The sequence below is a fragment of the Streptomyces sp. PH9007 genome (genome assembly GCF_059813725.1).
Genome location: NZ_CM187440.1, coordinates 4763630 through 4780154 on the forward strand (window position 1 = coordinate 4763630; position 16525 = coordinate 4780154).

Annotated in this window: 10 protein-coding genes; 6 read left to right on the plus strand and 4 right to left on the minus strand. The window is 70.8% G+C overall.

Features of this window, described 5'->3' with window-relative positions; genetic code table 11:
* Window positions 1–120: 120 nt before the first annotated feature.
* From glgB to ACTFAP_RS22135, 4 genes are all read right to left on the minus strand, one after another.
* The gene (glgB, locus tag ACTFAP_RS22120) at window positions 121–2295 is read right to left on the minus strand and encodes a 1,4-alpha-glucan branching enzyme (RefSeq protein WP_500467223.1); all 2175 of its coding nucleotides are present in this window, start codon (window positions 2293–2295) and stop codon (window positions 121–123) included.
* Window positions 2296–2382: 87 nt separating this feature from the next.
* Window positions 2383–3831 carry a maltokinase N-terminal cap-like domain-containing protein gene (locus ACTFAP_RS22125; protein ID WP_500467224.1) on the minus strand — a complete coding sequence of 483 codons (1449 nt, stop codon included), beginning with the start codon at window positions 3829–3831 and terminating at the stop codon, window positions 2383–2385.
* Window positions 3832–4042: 211 nt separating this feature from the next.
* Entirely contained in the window at window positions 4043–5749 is a 1707-nt protein-coding gene (treS, locus tag ACTFAP_RS22130; RefSeq protein ID WP_495682063.1) for a maltose alpha-D-glucosyltransferase, read from the minus strand.
* Window positions 5736–7781 carry an alpha-1,4-glucan--maltose-1-phosphate maltosyltransferase gene (locus ACTFAP_RS22135; protein ID WP_500467225.1) on the minus strand — a complete coding sequence of 682 codons (2046 nt, stop codon included), beginning with the start codon at window positions 7779–7781 and terminating at the stop codon, window positions 5736–5738. Before ACTFAP_RS22135 ends, treS begins: the two co-directional genes overlap by 14 nt.
* A gap of 256 nt (window positions 7782–8037) precedes the next feature.
* Here ACTFAP_RS22135 and ACTFAP_RS22140 point away from each other — a divergent pair, with 256 nt between their 5' ends.
* From ACTFAP_RS22140 to glgP, 6 genes are all read left to right on the plus strand, one after another.
* Entirely contained in the window at window positions 8038–9711 is a 1674-nt protein-coding gene (locus tag ACTFAP_RS22140; protein WP_495682065.1) for an ABC transporter substrate-binding protein, read from the plus strand.
* A 102-nt stretch (window positions 9712–9813) separates the two neighbouring features.
* Window positions 9814–10818, plus strand: a complete 1005-nt coding sequence (locus ACTFAP_RS22145) for an ABC transporter permease (protein WP_500467226.1) — start codon at window positions 9814–9816, stop codon at window positions 10816–10818.
* Window positions 10818–11768 carry an ABC transporter permease gene (locus ACTFAP_RS22150; protein WP_500467227.1) on the plus strand — a complete coding sequence of 317 codons (951 nt, stop codon included), beginning with the start codon at window positions 10818–10820 and terminating at the stop codon, window positions 11766–11768. The genes ACTFAP_RS22145 and ACTFAP_RS22150 overlap by 1 nt, the downstream gene beginning before the upstream one ends.
* 5 nt (window positions 11769–11773) lie before the next feature.
* Window positions 11774–12784, plus strand: a complete 1011-nt coding sequence (locus ACTFAP_RS22155) for an ABC transporter ATP-binding protein (protein ID WP_030733713.1) — start codon at window positions 11774–11776, stop codon at window positions 12782–12784.
* Window positions 12781–13881 (plus strand): ABC transporter ATP-binding protein, encoded by a 1101-nt coding sequence (locus ACTFAP_RS22160; protein WP_234389663.1) that lies wholly within the window; start codon window positions 12781–12783, stop codon window positions 13879–13881. The genes ACTFAP_RS22155 and ACTFAP_RS22160 overlap by 4 nt, the downstream gene beginning before the upstream one ends.
* Before the next feature lie 91 nt (window positions 13882–13972).
* On the plus strand, window positions 13973–16516 hold the full coding sequence (glgP, locus tag ACTFAP_RS22165; RefSeq protein WP_500467228.1) for an alpha-glucan family phosphorylase: 2544 nt from the start codon (window positions 13973–13975) through the stop codon (window positions 16514–16516).
* Window positions 16517–16525 lie beyond the last annotated feature (9 nt).

Below are 16525 nucleotides of genomic sequence, written 5' to 3' on the forward strand. Positions count from 1 at the left end.
AGTCGGCCATACGGGCCAGGTCGCGGCGCCACCGGGGGCCCGGGGGCGGACGAGGGAGCGGGCCACCGCCGCCCACCGGCCCGCTGAGCCCTGGGCGGCGCCCGCGGACCGGGCCCCGGATCAGGGCACCGGCCGCAGCCACAGGGTGGCCAGCGGCGGCAGGGTGAGCGCGATGCTGCTCTCCCGGCCGTGCCACGGCAGCGCCTCCGCCTTCACCGGCTCGCTGTTGACCACCCCGCCGCCCCCGTACCGGCGCTCGTCCGTGTTGAGCACCTCCGACCAGGCCGGGACGTGCCCCGGCACGCCCAGCCGGTAGCCCTCGCGGACCACGGCGGAGAAGTTGCTCACCGAGATCAGCGGGCTGCCGTCGGCCGCGAACCGCAAGTGCGCCACCACGTTGTCCACCGCCGCGCCCGCCTCGATCCACGCGAACCCGGACGGCTCGGTGTCCCGCTCCCACAGCGCGGGCGTCGCCCGGTACACCGTGTTCAGCTCGCGCACCAGATCCCGCACCCCGCCGTGGTCCCCGGCCGCCGCGTAGCCGGGGTCCAGCGTCCACCACTGCGGGCCCTCCGCCTCCGACCACTCCGCGCCCTGCGCGAACTCCTGCCCCATGAACAGCAGCTGCTTGCCGGGGTGGGCCCACATGAAGCCCAGGTACGCGCGGTGGTTGGCCCGCCGCTGCCACCAGTCGCCCGGCATCTTGTTGACCAGCGCGCGCTTGCCGTGCACCACCTCGTCGTGGGAGATCGGCAGTACGTAGTTCTCGGCGTAGGCGTACACCATCGAGAAGGTGATCTCGTGGTGGTGGTACGCGCGATGCACCGGATCCCTGGACACGTAGACCAGCGAATCGTGCATCCAGCCCATGTTCCACTTGAAGCCGAAGCCCAGGCCGCCGAACCCCGACTCGCCGATCCGGTCGGTGGCCCGGGTCACCCCGTCCCAGGCGGTGGACTCCTCGGCGATGGTCACCACCCCGGGGCAGTGCCGGTACACGGCGGCGTTCATCTCCTGGAGGAAGGCCACCGCGTCCGGGTTCTCCCGGCCGCCGTGCTCATTGGGGGTCCACTCGCCCTCGGCGCGCGAATAGTCCAGGTAGAGCATGGAGGCCACCGCGTCGACCCGCAGCCCGTCGAGGTGGTACTCCTCGCACCAGTACACGGCGTTGGCCACCAGGAAGTTGCGCACCTCGCGCCGCCCGTAGTCGAACTCCAGCGTCCCCCAGTCCGGGTGCTCGGCCCGCGCCGGGTCCGGATGCTCGTAGCACGGGGCGCCGTCGAAGCACGCCAGCGCCCAGTCGTCCTTGGGGAAGTGCGCCGGCACCCAGTCCATCAGCACTCCGATGCCCGCCCGGTGCAGCGCGTCCACCAGGTGCTTGAAGTCGTCGGGTGAGCCGAGCCGGGCGGTGGGCGCGTAGAAGCCCGTCACCTGGTAGCCCCAGGAGGGGCCGTAGGGGTGCTCGGCGGGCGGCATGAGTTCCACGTGCGTGAAGCCCAGATCGCGGACGTACGGGGGCAGTTGCTCGGCCAGTTCCCGCGCGCTCAGTCCCGGGCGCCAGGAACCGAGGTGGAGTTCGTAGACGGACATCGGCGCGCTGTGCGCGGCGTGCCCGGCGCGCCGCGCCATCCACCGCTCGTCGCCCCACCGGTAGCGGCTCTCGTGCACCACCGAGGCGTTGGCGGGCGGGCACTCGGTGCGCCGTGCCATCGGGTCGGCGCGCAGGGTGTGGCTGCCGTCCGGGCGGCAGATGTCGAACTTATAGCGCGCTCCGGCGCGCACGCCGGGCACGAACAGCTCCCACACGCCGCTCGCGCCCAGCGAGCGCAGCGGATGTCCGGTGCCGTCCCAGTCGTTGAAGTCCGCGGCCACCCGTACCCCGCGGGCGTGCGGTGCCCACACCGTGAACCGGGTCCCGCGCACCCCCTGATGCGTCATCACCCGGGCGCCCAGCGCCTCCCACAGCCGCTCGTGGCGGCCCTCGGCGATCAGGTGCAGATCGAGATCGCCGAGCGCGGGCAGAAAGCGGTACGGGTCCTCCGTCTCCCGTGCCGGCCCCCCGGTGGCCGGGGCGACCAGCAGCCGGTACCGGGGCGGCCGGGGCAGTGGCAGCACCACCTCGAACAGGCCGTCGCCGGTGTCCTTCAGCGCGGTCCGCACTCCGGCCGCCACCACCGTCACCGTGCGTGCCCCCGGGCGCAGTACGCGGATCACCACCCCACCGGGCGCCGTGTGCGCCCCCAGCACGGCGTGCGGATCATGGTGCGCGCCCGTCAGCAGGCGGTCTCGTTCCACGGCGGGTGCTCCTCAGGCAGAAAGGATCGGGGCAGGGCGGTTCGGGGTGCGGAACGGGAGAAGGGGAGGCGCGGCGCTGGCGGCCGGTCAGGGGGTGGCGGCGGCCAGCCGGCGGATCGCGGTCATCGGCACATGCAGCCAGTGCGGACGGTGCCTGGCCTCGTACAGCACCTCGTAGACGGCCTTGTCCGTCTCATAGGCGCGCAGCAGTTCCGGGGTGCTCAGCGGATCGGCGCCGCTGGCCGCCGCGTATCCCCGGCAGAACGCCTTCCGGCTGGCCCGCGACCAGTCCGCCGCCCACGAGCCGCCGTCCTGCTGCTGACAGGCGGCGTAGTCGAAGGACCGCAGCATGCCCGCGATGTCCCGCACCGGCGGGCCCGGGCGGCGCCGGTCCGCCAGCGGCCTGGCCGGCTCGCCCTCGAAGTCGATGACGGACCAGTGCGGTGTCTCGCCCGAGCGCAGCACCTGCCCGAGATGCAGATCGCCGTGCAGCCGCTGCGCCACGCAGGCGCCGCCGCCCCTGGCGTACCCGGCCAGCGCCTCGTAGGCCCGCCCCAGGCCGGTGCGGTACGGGCGCAGGGCCGGCACGGCGACGGCCGCCTCCGCCAGCCGTTCACTCATGGCGGTCGCGGCCTGCTCCAGCTGACCCCGGTCCAGCGTCGAGGTCGGCAGCGTCTGCGCCAGCGCGGTGTGCACCTCCGCCATCGTCCGCCCCAGCGCGTGCGCCGCCGCGCTGAAGTCGGCCCGGCCGCTGAGCGAGCGCAGCGCGAGCTGCCAGCCGTCGCTGGACCCGGCCAGATACGGCTGGAGCACCCCCAGCGTCAGCGGTTCGCTCTCCCCGCCCGGCCAGGACGCCTCGAACCACGCGGAGGGCGCCGGCACCCGGGAGCAGCCGGCCGCCGCCAGCGCGCGCGGCAGCTCCAGATCGGGGTGCAGTCCGGGGGCGACCCGGCGGAACAGTTTGAGGATGTGGCTCTCGCCGTACACCACGGAGGAGTTGGTCTGCTCACCGGTGAGCGCCCGCGCGCCGGGCCCCGAGGGCAGATCGGCGCCGGGCGCGCGGTCGAAGCGGAGCGCGCCCAGCCGGCCCGGCGTCCGCAACCGCTCCAGGAGCACCTCGGCCAGCAGGGGGTCGTACAGCGCCTCGTACACCGCCCGGTCCTGCAACGGGCCCTCGGAGGGGCGGCCCACCAGGGCGGGCATCAAATCCGGGGGCAGCGCCGCGCGCACCCCCAGCAGCAGTTGGTAGCAGTCGCCCGCCGCGGCCACCGGGCCCGACTGCCGGGTGCGCACCAGCAGATGCAGCAGCCCCGGCGCGTACCCCGGCGCGTCGCACGGCAGCAGTTCGGTGACGGACAGGAGACTGAGCCCGGCCAGCGGCCGGCCCTTGCCGGCGAACCAGCGCTGCCGTGGCAGCCAGCGGGCCAGCGGCCCGGTCAGCGAACGCAGCAGCGCCTCGCCCTGCCCGGAGTCGTTCCGGGGAGGTCCCCACGGAAATGAGGAGGCCGCAGCACGGGTTGAGGAGCTTTCCGACATGGCATCCTTTCCCCGGGCACACTTGATTATGTGCTGAAGTGTCCCGTATTGACGCCTTTGTTGCCGGGATGGAGCGGGACGTGTCGCGAAAGGACGTGAAAGGAACAGCCGTGCGGGTGTCAGAACCGGGCCGGCAGCGGGGCCGGCCCCGGGTCGGAACCGGGTCGGAACCGCCGGGCGGAGGCACACCGCCCCCGCCCGCGCGGCCGGCTCAGATCGGCTCCGTCCCCTGCCGCAGCCGGAACCAGTAGAAGCCGTGCCCGGCCAGCGTCAGCAGGTACGGCAGCGAGCCGATCGCGGGGAACCGCACCCCGCCGATGAGTTCCACCGGATGCCGCCCCTCCCACATCCGCAGATCCAGCTCGGTGGGCTGCGAGAAGCGGGAGAAGTTGTGCACGCACAGCACCAGGTCGTCCCCGTGCTCGCGCAGAAAGGCCAGCACCGAGGGGTTGGACGAGGGCAGTTCGGCGTACGTCCCCAGACCGAACGCCGGATTCTGCTTGCGGATCTCCACCATGCGCCGCGTCCAGTGCAGCAGCGAGGACGGTGAACTCATCGCCGCCTCGACATTGGTGACCTGGTACCCGTGCACCGGGTCCATGATCGTCGGCAGGAAGAGCCGCCCCGGGTCACAGGTGGAGAAGCCGGCGTTGCGGTCCGGCGTCCACTGCATGGGGGTGCGCACCGCGTCCCGGTCGCCCAGCCAGATGTTGTCCCCCATCCCGATCTCGTCCCCGTAATAGAGGATCGGTGAGCCGGGCAGGGACAGCAGCAGCGCCGTGAACAGCTCGATCTGATTGCGGTCGTTGTCCAGCAGGGTGGCCAGCCGGCGCCGGATCCCGATGTTGGCGCGCATCCGCGGGTCCTTGGCGTACTCCGCGTACATGTAGTCGCGCTCCTCGTCGGTGACCATTTCCAGGGTCAGCTCGTCGTGGTTGCGCAGAAAGATCCCCCACTGGCAGCCGGAGGGGATCTGCGGGGTCTTGGCGAGGATTTCCGAGACCGGATAGCGCGATTCGCGGCGCACCGCCATGAAGATGCGCGGCATCACCGGGAAGTGGAACGCCATGTGGCATTCGTCGCCCCCCTTGGCGTAGTCGCCGAAGTAGTCGACGACGTCCTCCGGCCACTGATTGGCCTCGGCCAGCAGCACCGTGTCCGGATAGTCGCGGTCGATCTCGGCCCGCACCTCTTTGAGGAAGTTGTGCGAGGCCGGGAGGTTCTCGCAGTTGGTGCCCTCCTCGGCGTACAGATACGGCACCGCGTCGAGCCGGAAGCCGTCGATGCCCAGGTCGAGCCAGAATCGCAGGGCGGAGATCATCTCCTTGCGCACCGCCGGATTCTCGTAGTTGAGATCCGGCTGGTGCGAGAAGAAGCGGTGGAAGTAGTACTGCTTGCGCACCGGGTCGAAGGTCCAGTTGGACGCCTCGGTGTCGACGAAGATGATCCGGGCGTCCGGATAGCCCTTGTCGTCGTCGGCCCACATGTAGTAGTCGCCGTACGGGCCCTGCGGATCGCGGCGCGACTCCTGGAACCAGCGGTGCTGATCGCTGGTGTGATTCATGACCATGTCGATGATGACGCGCATGCCGCGGCTGTGGGCCGCGTCCACGAACTCCACGAAGTCCGCCAGATCGCCGAACTCGGGAAGCACCGCCCCGTAGTCGGAGACGTCGTAGCCCCCGTCCCGCAGGGGTGACGCGAAGAACGGCGGCAGCCACAGGCAGTCGACGCCGAGCCACTGCAGATAGTCGAGCTTCGACGTCAGGCCCTTGAGATCTCCGACCCCGTCCCCGTTGCTGTCCTGGAAGGAGCGGACGAGGACCTCGTAGAACACCGCGCGCTTGAACCACTGAGGGTCCCGGTCGCGGGCTGGCGTGTCCTCGAATGTGTCGAGGACCGGCTCATTGACGCTCATGTTTGGGTGACCCTCCGGTCTGTGAGGACGGTCGCAGGGCGAAAATGTGCGCCGACGGGGTGTGCGCGTCCGCACGCTCCGGACCGAGCCGCACATAATTTTCCCTGCCCCAGTAATAGGTCTCACCGGTGAGCTGGTCGCACACCGGGAAGGGCTCGGCTCCACTCTCCTGAGCGAAAGTGAGACCACACCCCTTGAGTTCCGTCATGTCCAACGAGACCGTCGCTTCGTGGGTGTGGTGCGGATCGAGGTTGACCACGATGAGCACGGTGTCGGCGTGCGGTGTCCGGGTGCGCTTGGAGTAGGCCAGGATGTGCTCGTTGTCGGTGCGGTGGAAGTGAAGATCGCGCAACTGGCGCAACGCCGGATGCGCCCGGCGCAAGCGGTTGAGCGCCCCGATCAAAGGGATGATGTTGTTGCCCGATTTACGGGCCGCGGCCCAGTCCCGTGGACGCAGCTGATACTTCTCCGAGTCCGCGTACTCCTCGGAGCCGGGACCGGCGGCCGTGCCCTCGCACAGTTCGTAGCCGGCGTACATCCCCCACGAAGGGGAGAGCGTGGCGGCGAGCACGGCGCGGATCTCGAAGGCCGCGCGCCCGCCCGTCTGCAGATAGGCGTGCAGGATGTCGGGCGTGTTCACGAAGAGATTGGGCCGCATGTACGGGGCCGACTCGCCGCTCAGCTCGGTGAGGTACTCGGTGAGCTCCGCCTTGGTGGTGCGCCAGGTGAAGTAGGTGTACGACTGCTGGAAGCCGATCTGCGCCAGCGTGCGCATCATCGCGGGCCGGGTGAACGCCTCGGCCAGGAAGATGACGTCCGGGTCGGTGCGGTTGATCTCCGCGATGACCTTCTCCCAGAACACCACCGGCTTGGTGTGCGGATTGTCCACCCGGAAGACGCGTACCCCGTGCGCCATCCAGAACCGCAGCACACGCAGCGTCTCGGTCACCAGGCCGCGGAAATCCTGCTCGAAGGAGATCGGGTAGATGTCCTGGTACTTCTTGGGCGGGTTCTCGGCGAAGGCGATCGAGCCGTCGGCGCGCTTGTGGAACCATTCCGGATGCTGCTTCACCCACGGGTGATCGGGGCTGCACTGGAGTGCGAAATCCAGGGCCACTTCCATGTCGAGCGACCGGGCCGTCGCCACGAAGTGGTCGAAATCCTCCAGCGTTCCCAGATCCGGATGGATCGCGTCGTGCCCGCCGTCCCCCGAACCGATCGCCCACGGGCAGCCGACATCGTCGGGGCCCGCCGTCAGCGCCCCGTTCGCACCCTTGCGGAACGCCGTCCCGATCGGGTGCACCGGGGGCAGGTACACCACGTCGAAGCCCATCGCCGCGATGTCCTTCAGCCGGCGGGCCGCGCCGCGCAGCGTGCCCGAGACCGGGGGCGCGTGCCGGCGTACCACCGCGCCCTCCGAGCGCGGGAACATCTCGTACCACGACCCGAACAGCGCCCGCTCGCGCTCCACCATGAGCGGCATCGGGCGCGCCGAGCTGATCAGTTCACGCAGCGGATGCCGGCCGAGCACCGTGGTGACCTCGGGGGCCAGCGCCGCGGCCAGCCGGGCGGCGCCGGACAGGGTGGTGTCGGCCAGCGCGTCCGCGGCCACCGCGATGATCTCCCGGCCCTCGCTCTTGGGCACCCCGGCCGCCGCCTCGCGCAGCAGCGCCGATCCCTCGAGCAACGTCAGTTCGGTGTCGATGCCGGCCGGGATCTTGATCTTCGCGGCGTGCCGCCAGGTGGCCACCGGGTCGGCCCACGCCTCCACCGTGTATGTCCAGCGGCCCTCGGCGTCCGGGGTGATGTCCGCGCCCCAGCGGTCGGTGCCGGGCGCCAGTTCGCGCATCGGGATCCACGGGCCGCCGCGGCCCGCCGGGTCGCGCAGCACCACATTCGCCCCCACGGCGCCCGCGCCCTCCCGGAAGACGGTGGCGCTGACCTGGAATGTCTCGCCCGGTACGGCCTTGACGGGCCGTCTGCCGCATTCGATGCGCGGCTGGACGTCGAGTACGGGAATTCGACCGATCATCTGCGAATCACCTCATAGGCGTTGGAGGTGGGTATTTACTGTTCTCTTCGTGTCTTTGTCCTTTCTATATGTTTCGTGACTTGCTGGGGGGTTCGCGTCCGGCGGCCCCCGGGGCGCGTTCACCCGTGTGGGGGTGAGTGGGCGTGAAGTCTCAGCTCTGTATCGCCGTTCATTCCACTGTTCACAGCTATGCACTAGCGCAGTAATGTGCGCTCCACCGAAACGCCATACCACCACCGACCCTTCGAGGTGGACGATGTCCATAGCAAGACCCAAGGCCGTGCGGATGCTTGCGGCCATCTTCGCGATCAGCGTGATCGCGACCGGCTGCTCCAGCGACCGCGACAACGGAGACTCCAAGGGGTCCGGTTCCACCGAGACCTTCGTCTTCGGCGCCGCGGGCGACCCCGCCTCCCTTGACCCCTCGCTGGCCAGTGATGGAGAGAGCTTCCGGATCACCCGGCAGGTCTTCGAAACACTGATCGACCACAAGTCGGGCACCTCCGAGATGGAGGGCGGCCTCGCCGACACGTGGGAAAGCAACGACGCCGGCACCGAGTGGACGTTCAACCTCCGTGACGGAGTGACGTTCCACGACGGTTCCGACCTGACGGGTGAGGTCGTCTGCGCGAACTTCGACCGCTGGTACAACTGGACCGGCACCTACCAGAACACCACACTGTCCTATTACTGGCAGACGATTTTCGGTGGGTTCGCGAACAACGAGAACGAGGAGACGCCGGACCCGAACTACGTCGGCTGCACCGCCCCCGATGACCTGACGGCCGTCATCGAGGTCGCCGAGCCCTCCGCCAACTACCCCGGCGGCTTCTCGCTCGCCGCGTTCGGCATCCACTCCGGCCCGGCCCTGGAGGCGTACGCCGCCGACGAGGCCAGCGGTGAGGGCGACGCCATCACCTTCCCCGGCTACAGCCAGGAGGCCGGCACCGTCGTGGGCTCCGGCCCCTTCCAGGCCACCGGCTGGAACAAGGGCAACGGCGAGGTCACCCTCGAGCGCTTCGACGACTACTGGGGCGACAAGGCGGGCGTCGAGAAGCTCGTCTTCCAGACCATCCCCGAGGAATCCGCCCGCCGCCAGGCGCTGCAGAGCGGTGACATCCACGGCTACGACCTGGTCGCGCCCGCCGATGTGAAGACCCTCTCCGACGCCGGGTTCCAGGTCCCGACCCGCGACGTCTTCAACATCTTCTACCTGGCGTTCACCCAGGACAGCCACCCGGCGCTGGAGAACCCCGACGTGCGCACCGCCGTGGCGCACGCCCTGGACCGGCAGAACCTCGTCGACAGCCAGCTGCCCGAGGGCGGCGTGGTGGCGACCCAGTTCATGCCCGACACCGTCGAGGGCTACTCGCAGAACGTCACCACCTACGACTACGACCCCGAGCTGGCCCAGCAGTTGCTCGCTGACTCCGGCGAGGAGGACCTGACCTTCACCTTCTGCTACCCGACCGAGGTCACCCGCCCGTACATGCCGTCCCCGGCCGACCTGTACGAGCTGCTGCGCGCCGACCTGGAGGCCGTGGGGATCACCGTTCAGCCCAAGGCCCTCAAGTGGAACCCGGACTACACCGAGGTCACCCGTGACGGCGGCTGCAACCTGTACCTGCTCGGCTGGACCGGCGACTTCAACGACGGCTACAACTTCCTGGGCACCTGGTTCGCCGGGTACCAGAAGGAGTGGGGCTTCGAGAACCAGGACCTCTTCGACCTGCTGGAGCGCGCCTCCACCGAGCCGGACGTCGAGGCCCGCACCGCCCTGTACGAGGAGGCCAACGAGTTCGTGATGGACTTCCTGCCCGGCGTGCCGATCTCCTCCTCCCCGCCGTCGATCGCCTTCTCGGCCGATGTCAACCCGCCCACCGTCTCCCCGCTGACGCAGGAGAAATTCTCCGAAGCGTCCTTCAAGTAGGGGACCCGACAGCCGGTTCCTCCCGCCGCCCGGCCACGCGTCATCACCCGTGGCCGGGCGGCGGTGTGGTCCGACAAGCAAGAAAGGGGCGTTGACCTCAAGGTGTTGCGTCTCATCGTGCGCCGGCTCCTCCAGCTGATACCCACGCTGGCGGGCCTGTCGGTGCTGCTCTTCCTGTGGCTCAACCGCCTGCCGGGCGGCCCCACCGCCGCCCTGCTGGGCGAGCGCGCCACCGAGGCCGACCGCCGGCAGATCGAGGCCGCCCTCGGCCTGGACCAGCCCGTGCTGGTGCAGTACGGCCGGTTCCTGCGCCGTCTCGTCTCCCTCGACCTCGGAACCTCCGTCCAGACCGGCCGCCCGGTGTGGGAGGAGTTCACCACCCGCTTCCCGGCCACCGTCGAACTCGGCCTGACCGCCCTGCTCATCGCCGTCATCGTCGGCATCCCGCTGGGCTACCTGGCCGCCGCCCGCCGCGGCACCTGGCTGGACGTCGGCGCGGTCTCCGGCTCCCTGCTGGGCATCTGCATCCCCGTCTTCTTCCTCGCCTTTCTCCTGAAGGCCGTCTTCGCCGTCAACCTCGGCTGGCTGCCCAGCGTGGGACGGCAATCCAACGACATCAACGCCACCGAGGTCACCGGATTCCGCATCCTGGACGGGATACTCACCGGCGAGTTCGACGCCTCCTGGGACGCGATCACCCACCTGATCCTGCCCTCGCTGGCGCTGGCCTCCATCCCGCTGGCGATCATCGTGCGGATGACCCGCGCCTCCGTCCTGGAGGTGCTCAGCGAGGACTACGTGCGCACCGCCGAGTCCAAGGGCCTCAAGCGGCAGGTCGTCCGCGCCCGGCACGTGCTGCGCAACGCCCTGCTGCCGGTCGTCACCACCATCGGCCTGCTCACCGGACAACTGCTGTCCGGCGCCGTGCTCACCGAATCCGTCTTCGCCTTCAACGGCATCGGAAACTTCCTGCGCACCGCCATCGACGGCCGTGACTATCCCGTGCTCATGGGCTTCATCATGTTCATCGCACTGCTCTATGTCGTCATCAATCTGCTGGTGGACCTGGCGTACAGCCTGATCGACCCGAGGGTGCGGGTGCACTGATGAGTACCAAGACCACAAAAATCGACCGGCTCGCCGAGCTGACCGCCCAGCGCGAGTCCACCGCCGGCGCCAGCCTGTGGACCGAGGCGCTGCGCCGGCTGCGTTCCTCCAAGATGGCCCTGATCGGCGGCGTCATCATCGCCGTCTTCATCGTGCTGGCGATCATCGGCCCCTGGATCGCCCCGCACAACCCGATCCTGCAGTGGCGCGGCGAGGTGTTCCTCAACCAGAACATCTTCGTCGGCTCCCGCTCCGAGAACTGGCTGGGCCTGGACCACCTGGGCCGCGACCAGTTCTCCCGGATGCTGGTCGGCGCCCGCCAGACGCTGCTCGTCGGCATCGTCGCCACCCTTCTCGGCTTCACCGCCGGCGCGCTGATCGGCGGCCTGTCCGGCGCCGCGCTCGCTTTCGGCGGCAAGATCGGCCGGCGCATCGACACCGCCGTGATGCGCTTCATCGACATGGTGCTCGCGCTGCCCTCGCTGCTGCTGGCCGTCAGCATCGCGGCCATCCTGGGCCAGTCGCTGACCACGGTGATGATCGCGGTCGGGGTGGCGCAGATCCCGATCTTCGCCCGGCTGCTGCGCGGCTCCATGCTCGCGCAGTCCAACTCCGACTACGTGCTGGCCGCCCGCTCCCTGGGCGTACGCCGCCGGCGCATCGTCACCGCGCACGTGCTGCCCAACTCGCTGGGCCCGGTCATCGTGCAGTCCACCCTCGCGCTGGCCACCGCCATCATCGAGGCCGCCGCCCTGTCCTACCTCGGTCTGGGCAACCCGGACGCCGCCCAGCCCGAATGGGGCGTCATGCTCGTGCAGGCCCAGCCGTACTTCGACCACGCGCCGATGATGGCGCTCTACCCGGCGCTCGGCATCATCATCACCGCACTGGGCTTCACCCTGCTGGGCGAGGCGATGCGCGAAGCCCTCGACCCGAAACTGCGGAGCTGATGAGCATGCCACCGGAACCACCACTGCTGAGCGTGGAGGACCTCACGGTCACCTTCACCGGCCGGGGCCGCACCGACGTCCGCGCGGTCTCCGGGGTCTCCTTCGACGTGGCGCGCGGCCAGGTCACCGGCCTGGTCGGCGAGTCGGGCTGCGGGAAGAGCGTCACCTCGCTCGCCCTGATGGGCCTGCTGCCCAAGAAGGGCGTCACCGTGGGCGGCCGTGCCGCCTTCGAGGGCACCGACCTGCTGGGCCTGCGGCGTGAGCAACTGCGCGATCTGCGCGGCAGCAAGCTGGCGATGATCTTCCAGGACCCGCTGTCCTCCCTCAACCCGGTCATCCCGATCGGGCTCCAGGTCACCGAGATCCTCACCCGGCACCGCGGGCTGCGCGGCGAGGCCGCCCGCAAGGAGGCCGCCGCCCTGCTGGAGCGGGTCGGCATCCCCGACCCGACCCGGCGGCTCAAGGAGTACCCGCACCAGCTGTCCGGCGGGATGCGGCAGCGCGCGCTGATCGCCATGGCCGTCGCCTGCGCGCCGCAGCTGCTCATCGCGGACGAGCCGACGACGGCCCTCGACGTCACCATCCAGGCGCAGATCCTCGAACTCCTCAAGGAACTCGTCGACCAGCAGGGCACCGCGCTGCTGATGATCACGCACGACATGGGCGTGGTCGCCGGCCTGTGCGACCGGGTCAACGTGCTGTACGCGGGCAAGGTGGTGGAGGCCGCCGAACGCCGTCCGCTGTTCGCCGCGCCGACCCACCCGTACGCGCACGGGCTGCTGGGCTCCATACCGCGGCTGGACGCGCCGCGCGGCGAGCCGCTGAACCCGATCCGCGGCTCCATCAGCGACACCATCGCCTGGAGCGACGGCTGCGCCTTCGCCCCGCGCTGCGACTTCTACTCCGAGCAGTGCCTGAACGGCACCCCCCAGCTGACCGAACCGCACTCCGCGGGCCACCAGGTGCGCTGCGTCCACCCCGTGGCGGCGACAGGCAAGGAAGGAGCGGACCGGTGAGCCTGCTCGAACTCGACGACGTGAAGGTCCACTTCCCCGTCAAACGCGGCATCCTCTTCGACCGCACCGTGGGCCATGTGTACGCGGTGGACGGCGTCTCGCTGTCCGTGACCGCCGGTCAGACCTACGGTCTGGTGGGGGAGTCGGGCTGCGGCAAGACCACCCTGGGCCGGGCGGTGCTGCGGCTGAACGACATCACCTCGGGTTCCGTCGTCTTCGACGGCACGGACCTGGCCCAGCTGCCCGAGGAGGAGATGCGGCGCGCCAGGCGCCGGCTCCAGATGGTCTTCCAGGACCCGCTGGGCTCGCTCAACCCCCGGCAGAACATCGAGTCGATCCTCGCCGAGGGCATGGCGGCGCACGGCATCGGCGCGGACCGGAACGAGCGGCGCGAGCGGATCAAGGAGATCCTCACCAGGGTCGGGCTGCCGCACTCCGCGCTCTCCCGCTATCCGCACGAGTTCTCCGGCGGGCAGCGGCAGCGCATCGGTATCGCCAGGGCCCTGGTCCTGGAACCCGATGTGATCATCTGCGACGAGCCGGTCTCGGCGCTGGACGTCTCCATCCAGGCGCAGGTCATCAACCTGCTGGAGGAACTCCAGGAGTCGCTGGGCCTGACCTATCTGGTCATCGCCCACGACCTGGCCGTGGTGCGGCACATCTCCGACGTCATCGGCGTGATGTACCTGGGCGCGCTGGTGGAGGAGGCGCCCTCCGACGCGCTGTACGCCGAGCCGCGCCACCCGTACACCCGCGCGCTGATGTCGGCGGTACCGGTGCCCGACCCGGAGGTGGAGGACCGCCGCGAACGCATCCTGCTCCGCGGCGACCTGCCGTCCCCGGCCAACCCGCCCACCGGCTGCCGCTTCCACACCCGCTGCCCGTGGCGGCAGCCGACCCGCTGCGACACCGAGCGGCCCGAGCTGACCGACACCGGCGACGGCCACCGGGTGGCCTGCCACTACGCGGCGCAGATCGCGGACGGCTCGCTGCGGCCGACCTCGGAGCTGGCGCCGCCGGTCCTCGTCGACGTCGAGGCGGGACCGCCCGCCGGTGACGGCGAGGAGGACGAACCGGCCGCGACCGTACCGTCCTGATGGTCCCCGGGGGTGGTTTGGTGACGGTTTCCTGCGTCTTGCGCCGGAAACCACCGCTACCACCCCCGGTGCCCGGATACCGTCGGATGCTGTGAAGGCCATCCGTCGTTTCTCCGTGACAGCCGTCCTCCCCGAGCCGCTGCGACCACTGCGGGAACTGGCGTTCAATCTGCGCTGGTCCTGGCACCCCGACACCCGTGAGCTGCTGAGATCCGTGGACCCGGACGGCTGGCGGCGGTCCGGCGCCGACCCGGTGCGGCTGCTGGCCACCGTCACCGCCGACCGGCTCGCCGCGCTCGCCGCCGACCGGGGCTTCGTACGCCGCCTGGAGGTCGCCGCCGGCGACCTGCGCGACTACCTCACCGAACCCCGCTGGTACCAGCGGGCCGAGGACGGACTGCCCCGCTCCATCGCCTACTTCTCACCCGAGTTCGGCATCACCGCCGCCCTGCCCCAGTACTCGGGCGGCCTCGGCATCCTGGCCGGCGACCACCTCAAGGCCGCCAGCGACCTCGGCGCCCCCGTCATCGGCGTCGGCCTGCTCTACCGGCACGGCTACTTCCGGCAGACCCTGGACGCCGACGGCTGGCAGTGCGAGCGCTACCCGGTGCTGGACCCGCGCGAACTCCCGCTCACCGAACTGACCGGCGCCGAGGGCACCCCCGTGCGCGTCACCCTCGCACTGCCCGGCGGACGCACCCTCGCCGCCCGGGTGTGGCGGGCCGACGTCGGCCGGGTCCCGCTGCTGCTCCTGGACTCCGCCGTGGACGGCAACGCCCCCGCCGAACGCGATGTCACCGACCGGCTGTACGGCGGCGGCAGCGAACACCGGCTGCTCCAGGAGATGCTGCTGGGCATCGGCGGCGTGCGGGCGCTGCGCGCCTACTGCCGGATCAGCGGACACCCCGAGCCCGAGGTCTTCCACATGAACGAGGGCCACGCCGGGTTCCTGGGCCCCGAGCGCATCCGTGAACTCGACGCGCTCGGCATCGGCTTCGACGCCGCCACCCGCATGGTGCGGGCCGGCACCGTGTTCACCACCCACACCCCCGTGCCGGCCGGCATCGACCGCTTCCCCGAGGAGCTGGTGGCCCGGCACCTGGGGCCCGGCGGCGAACTGGACACGCTGGACAGCGGCGCGCTGCTGGCGCTGGGCCGCGAGCCGGACGTCCCGGAACCCGGGCACCAGGCGCAGTTCAACATGGCCGTGCTCGGACTGCGTACGGCGCAGCGCGCCAACGGCGTCTCCACCCTGCACGGCGCGGTGGCCCGGGACATGTTCGCCGGGCTGTGGCCGGGCTTCGACCCCGACGAGGTGCCGATCACCTCGGTCACCAACGGCGTGCACGCCCCCACCTGGACCGCCGACGCGCTCACCCGGGTCGAGGACCCGGCCCGGCTGACCGACGCCGAACTGTGGGAGGTGCGGCGCGGACTGCGCGAGACACTCGTGCACGAGGTGCGGGCCAGGCTGCGCGACTCCTGGCGGCAGCGCGGGGCGGGGGAGTCGGAGCTGGGCTGGATCGAGGACGTCCTGGACCCGGACGTGCTGACGCTCGGCTTCGCACGGCGCGTCCCCTCGTACAAGCGGCTCACGCTCATGCTGCGCGACCCCGAACGCTTCAAGGCACTGCTGCTGGACCCCGGACGCCCCATCCAGGTGGTGGTCGCCGGCAAGGCGCACCCGGCGGACGAGGGCGGCAAGCGGCTCATCCAGGAGCTGGTGCGCTTCTCGGACGACCCCGAGGTGCGCCACCGGATCGTCTACCTCCCCGACTACGGCATGGCCATGGCACGCGGCCTGTACGCGGGCTGCGACGTCTGGCTGAACAACCCGCTGCGCCCGCTGGAGGCGTGCGGCACCTCGGGCATGAAGTCCGCGCTCAACGGCGGCCTCAACCTGTCGGTGCGCGACGGCTGGTGGGACGAGTGGTGCGACCCGGACTTCGGCTGGGAGATCCCCACGGCGGACGGCCTGAGCGGCGGTGACCCCGAGCGGCGGGACGCCGTGGAGGCGGCGGCCCTGTACCGGCTGCTGGAGGAACAGGTCGCCCCGTGCTTCTACGCGCGCGGGCGGGGCCGCTGGCTGGAGATGGTCCGGGCCACACTGGGGCGGCTGGGGCCCAAGGTGCTGGCGGAGCGGATGGTGCGCGAGTACGTGACCGGGCTGTACGCGCCCGCCGCCCGCGCCCACCGCGCGATGGACGCGGCAGCCGCGGCGGAACTGGCGGCCTACGCCGCACGCGTACAGCGGGAGTGGCCCAAGGTGGCCGTGGAGCACGTGGAGACCGGGGAGGAGCCCCCGGTCCTGGGCGGCGCGCTGCCGCTGCGGGCCAGCGTCTTGCTCGGCGAGCTGGAGCCGGCCGAGGTGGAGGTCCAGGCGATCACCGGCACGGTGGACGAGAGCGATCAGCTGCTGAACGCCGAGCCCGTCACCCTGAAGCCGGACGGCGGCCCCGACCTGGAGGGCCACTGGACCTACACGGCCGACCTGCCGCTGCGCCACCCGGGGCCCTTCGGCTACACGGTGCGGGTGCTGCCCAGCCACCCCCTGCTGGCCGGCGCCTCCGAACTGGGCCTGACCGCCCTCCCGGACGCCGCCTCCCGGGAGGAGCCGGGCATCCTGCTGCGTTAGGGCCTGTCG